The sequence below is a fragment of the bacterium genome (assembly GCA_041649255.1).
Lineage (GTDB): Bacteria > Hydrothermota > UBA3073 > JACQXS01 > JAQTXJ01 > JAQTXJ01.
The window spans coordinates 1-4,803 of the sequence record JBAZNK010000037.1; the positions used below are offsets into that span (position 1 = coordinate 1).

4 protein-coding genes and 1 pseudogene are annotated in these 4,803 nt (G+C 35.8%); 2 read left to right on the forward strand and 3 right to left on the reverse strand.

Annotation, left to right across the window (positions count from 1 at the left end; genetic code table 11):
* Positions 1-146: mechanosensitive ion channel family protein (locus WC614_13930; GenBank protein ID MFA5034103.1), on the forward strand; the 146-nt coding region annotated here is incomplete at its 5' end.
* 395 nt (positions 147-541) lie between these two features.
* Here WC614_13930 and WC614_13935 read toward each other — a convergent pair.
* Genes WC614_13935 through WC614_13945 form a run of 3 tightly spaced genes read right to left on the reverse strand, consistent with a single transcriptional unit; the run spans position 542 to position 4,427 of the window.
* On the reverse strand, positions 542-2,743 hold the full coding sequence (locus WC614_13935) for an LON peptidase substrate-binding domain-containing protein (GenBank protein MFA5034104.1): 2,202 nt from the start codon (positions 2,741-2,743) through the stop codon (positions 542-544).
* A 49-nt stretch (positions 2,744-2,792) separates the two neighbouring features.
* Positions 2,793-3,314, reverse strand: coding sequence for a redoxin domain-containing protein (locus tag WC614_13940; protein ID MFA5034105.1), 522 nt, complete (start codon positions 3,312-3,314; stop codon positions 2,793-2,795).
* 12 nt (positions 3,315-3,326) lie between these two features.
* The gene (locus WC614_13945; GenBank protein ID MFA5034106.1) at positions 3,327-4,427 is read right to left on the reverse strand and encodes a hypothetical protein; all 1,101 of its coding nucleotides are present in this window, start codon (positions 4,425-4,427) and stop codon (positions 3,327-3,329) included.
* 264 nt (positions 4,428-4,691) lie between these two features.
* On the opposite strand from WC614_13945, the pseudogene WC614_13950 reads away from it, so the two are divergent.
* Positions 4,692-4,803 (forward strand): annotated as a pseudogene (locus tag WC614_13950) (mechanosensitive ion channel family protein).

A 4,803-nucleotide genomic window follows, 5' to 3' on the forward strand; every position in this document is an offset into this window, starting at 1 on the left:
TTTATTACGTTAAAAACAATGACTATAATAAATATATGGATATCCAGCAGACAATTAACCTTACGCTGAAAGAAGAATTCGAAAAGCGCAGAATCGAGTTCGCTTACCCAACGCAGACGGTATACGTAAATAAAGAAGCGAATTAATAACGCCAACCCCATTACATTTCCGCCTCTTTACAAAACAGGGCACAGAGAAAAACAGAGAATTTTAGGACGCAGATGCCCGCAGATAAACAGGATAAAAAAAGAAAAATTGATAGTGAGAAGTCTCGCGGAGTTGGATAACGTCTTCTAAGAGCTTATACCAAACCGCTATCAAAATGGTGAAAATAAATACATAAATTATATGCTTATTGGTATCACACTGGATAGGAATCTCTAATCCGCCAGAGGCGGAAAGAGCTCCTTATAATTCCAAGTACGCTAACTAAACAGATTATTAGCAACTTGGTATTACATAACCTTACTTTTTATCCCAAAAAGTAAAGCCCCCTCTATATATTTTAGAAAGGGCTTTACAAATCTATCCGCCTTATAATTTATCGCATTATAACCAATTTTTTTGTAACCTTAAATTCTCCTGTTTCCAATCGTATAAGATATATCCCGTTTGCCAAATTTTTTGAATCAAAAGCCAGAGTGTGAGAGCCAGACTTTACCGTTTCATTCAATAAAGTCTTAACTAGTCTACCTGAAGCGTCATATAGAGTAACTTTTACTTGAAGTTCTCTGATTACTGAATATTTGAGAGTAGTCTCGTTAGGACGGGATGGATTCTTGCTCCATATTTCAAAAACACAATCTTTCGCCAACGCCGGGATAATTTTACTATGACTGCCACCATACCCCATTGCGGAATAACTATCCCCTCCTAAACAGCAGAACTCATAGATATGCGGTAATTGTTCAGGTGCCGCAGTCCAATCGCAAGCGCCATAAACTTCGTTTCCATTAAAATCAGGATCTGCATTGCCAAGCGCAACTGCAAAATAACCACGATTAGCTGAAAGACTTGTTTCGATTTTATCCCAAGAACTGCCATTATATTTGAATTGATAAACATAACCTACATCTCCCGTTCCTATTGCTCTCGATACACCAAATACCTCATTGTATCCATCGTTATTTCCATCGCCAACTACTACCTGAAACATATTAGCCGCAGTCCCCGTCTGTCCTATTCCGACATCCGTTTTTACCCACGAACCGTTTGTTTTTCTAAATTGATAAATATGCACGTCTTCACAGGCAACATAGACTTCACCTTTCTCGTCATTATTTCCGTCGCCGACTGAAATCCAATTTATATGGCTGCCTAAATCTGCGATGGTAGTTTTTGTCCAGACTCCATTAGTGTATGTAATTTCATATAGCCTGCCATTCGTAGAAGTTCCGTCTTTAGTTCCTGCATATACTTCATTCCCCGTGAAAGTAGAATCTGCATCTCCAACTGCTACTGCATACATATCGTCACCACAGTCACCAGTTAAATCGGTAGTCGTCCAGGAACTTCCGTTTTTCTTTACCTGGTATGCGTGATTATTAAGGGATGCGCAATAGACTTCGCTTATTCCGTCATTATTTCCGTCGCCAATACTAACTTGTTTTATATTATCTCCGAAAGTTGTGACAACAGTTGTACTCCAGCTTGAGCCATTCCATTTAATTTGTTGTAATCTGGAATCATCTCCACCGACATATATTTCATTCCCGGCGAATGAAGTATCAACGTCACCAACAGCAATTCCGTTCATATCGTCACCGATATCACCCGTAAGGTCTGTTGTCGCCCAGTTGCCGCTGACTTTTTTGCCTTGATAAACCCTATCCCTATCTCCCGTTCCGTATAGTTCATTGACACCATCGTTATTCCCGTCTCCAATTGCGAGGGCACGGCAGTAATCGCCAAGCGAAGTGCCAGTATAGACGTTGGTAGGTTGCCATATTGGAAAGTTTTCTTTCAAGCCTTTTGTAACTGCATTAGCTCTATCATTTACACAAAGAATCTCTAAAAAACTTTGTTTTGTCGACAAATCAAAATTCACATTACTGGCTACCCAATCCGAAAGAGTATTCAAATTTTCAATTTCTTCTGCCATACCGTAGTTTCCGTCTTTAAATTCTTCAGTAAAATAATCGGTAGTATATACGAATAGCTTAAAATAATACAGAAGCTCTGTAAAAAGACTTTCGGCTTGGGCTGAATCTGAATAGAACTCAGTTAGTCTAATTATTTTTGCAGAATCTCCCGGCAACAAAGATACTATTCTCATTCTCCAATCAGGTTTACAGAAAAATTGTACAGTATCCCCATCAATTAATGTTTCTATAAATCCTGCCGTTCCAACATTATATAATTCTTCTTCCCCATTAGGGCTAGAGTTTACGGTTACAATGCCCACTCTTGAGTTGCTAGAATATATCTCCACTGCCATCTGTGATTGATGTCCATCTGTAGCACGACTAAAGGCACGCGTACAGGGATAATACACATCACTATTTGTAGTTAAAAGAGGGATTCGTAATGTATCCTGATCCTGCAGTGACATTGGAATAATCGGATTATCCACAAAGTATTTGACACAATTATAACATGGTTGAATATAGAAATAATCACAACAACAGGGAAATGGTGGAACTAGGCTTTTAGTTCCAACATAATAAGATGCAATATTCGCTTGAGCATTCATAGTAAATATTAGAGAGAAAAAACCTATCTTCCATCCTAATTTTTTCTTCATCTTTCCTCCTTGTCCGAAAACTTCTTTTAAAATTGTTAAAGTTTTTCTACTATCTTTTTTCTACCGAGTTTTCCACCTCCTTTTGTATAAAAACACAAAGCTTCTTAAAATAATTTTCCATCGCATCTGCAGAAGAGATAGATATTTCAATGTCAATAATATTTTGGGTTTTATCAATCAGAATTTTATATGGTCTATTAAGTAGTTTTAAGCTATCTTTTAAGATAGCGATGGAATCCCATAGAACAAGAAAATCAAATTTCGACCTTTTGCTAAAACTTTCTATTTCTTTTTTATCCACTCCATAAGTAATACCAATTATCTGTAATGTATCAGGAGTAAATTTATTTGCAATCCTTTCCCATAAAATTCTTTCTCTAAAACAACTCGCACAACTTTGAGGGGAATAAACAATAAGTAGTGCAAACGGGGATTTATTTTCTTTTAAGTCGTATTTATTTCCTTGAAAATCACAGAAAATAGTCGCCGGTAATTTAGGTAATGTAGAATCTTCCTTCCCAAAAGAAACGTAAGAATAAGTATTAACGTAAAACAAAATTAATAAAATCATAGCTGTATAACTCTATAAATTCAAGGAACACTTTATTATTTTGTATCCGCGCTCATCAGTATTCATATAATCCCAATCTAAAAAATATATAAAACCTTCTTTGTCCGTTGTTAAAAGATAATATTGCGATGTTTTATCAGTTCCAATAAGACTTTTCCCTTTGGTAGTATATATTTGATAAAAAAACTTCCCCGTAATAAAGTTTCCATATTCTACTATTATAAACTTATCCAACGCTATCTCTAAATCAATTGTCAATGTCCAACTTGAAATCCAAAGGTTAGAGATAGAGTCGCTTTGTGCAGAAGTTAACGTTTTCATAATAGTAGTATCCGTAAAAGCCTGTGGCAAAGTTTCCGGAGGAGAAACGTACCATTTGGGGGCATCTCCAAACTCTTCTATTAATGCCCCTTCTAAAGAATACTTTTTGATGTTATAGCTTCCATTTTGAATAGCATAAATATAAGCGTTTTTAGATAAAGCGATAAAGGTATTTACCGAGCCGGCTTTCCTTGCTTCTTTTTCACTTATTGTACAAAAAGAAGAAATATATTCAAAAGCACTATCATATTTACTTATTGTATAATATTTTTCATCCTCTTTCATACTTCCAGAGATATAAATGTTTCCTTTTTTATCAACCACTAAGGGGGAGAGAGGAATGTAACCAGCTATAGGATTAAAGTAATCAATAAGTTCGCCTTTAGCGTTAAATATGCTTATCCTATTTGTTCCAGTGTCTGATATGTAAATTTTATCGGCAGGACCAATTGTTGGCTTGGCCGCATAAATAAATTGCCCCAGCTTTTTGCCTTTAGTTCCCAAAGTAGTCAGAAGTTTACCGTCTTGAGAAAAAACAAATCCACCCCGCGGTTCCATCATTACAAACTCTCCTTTAGAATTTATACCGCAAAACACATATTTTGTTGGTTTTACACCGTTTTCGGGAATTTCAGGAAGTCGCAAAACATACTCCTTTTCTTTCTTAAATAATCTATCAAACGACACAATGTTTCTTGTAGAGGCAATTTCCTTTTTATTTAATACGCATCCGCAACAAATCATCAATATTCCAAGAACTACTAAAAATAAATATTTCCGTATATCTTTCATTTTTCTCCTTGTTGTAGCAATTATTTTGCAAGTCAATACATTCTAATTATCAAATATAATAGCACTTTATACCCCCCCCCCCCCTTTTTTTTAAATTTTTAAATAACAAAAATTGCCATCGGCATCGGTTGTTATAAAACAGCCGTTATACTAATCCCATTAAATTTCTGCTTCTTTTATATAGCAATAATATTTATCATGAAAAGTAATGGATTCCTGTCACCGCCAAAGCGGGATCTTCGACTTCCGCAGGAATGACGAACAGGCGATTTCAGCCTTGGTTTTGAAGTGGTTTATTACGTTAAAAACAATGACTATAATAAATATATGGATATCCAGCAGACAATTAACCTTACGCTGAAAGAAGAATTCGAAA

What these genes read in the sequence shown, in the direction of transcription:
- WC614_13935 (MFA5034104.1), bottom strand. Translation starts at nt 2,743, where the DNA reads ATGAAGAAAAAATTAGGATGGAAGATAGGTTTTTTCTCTCTAATATTT.
- WC614_13940 (MFA5034105.1), bottom strand. Translation starts at nt 3,314, where the DNA reads ATGATTTTATTAATTTTGTTTTACGTTAATACTTATTCTTACGTTTCT.
- WC614_13945 (MFA5034106.1), bottom strand. Translation starts at nt 4,427, where the DNA reads ATGAAAGATATACGGAAATATTTATTTTTAGTAGTTCTTGGAATATTG.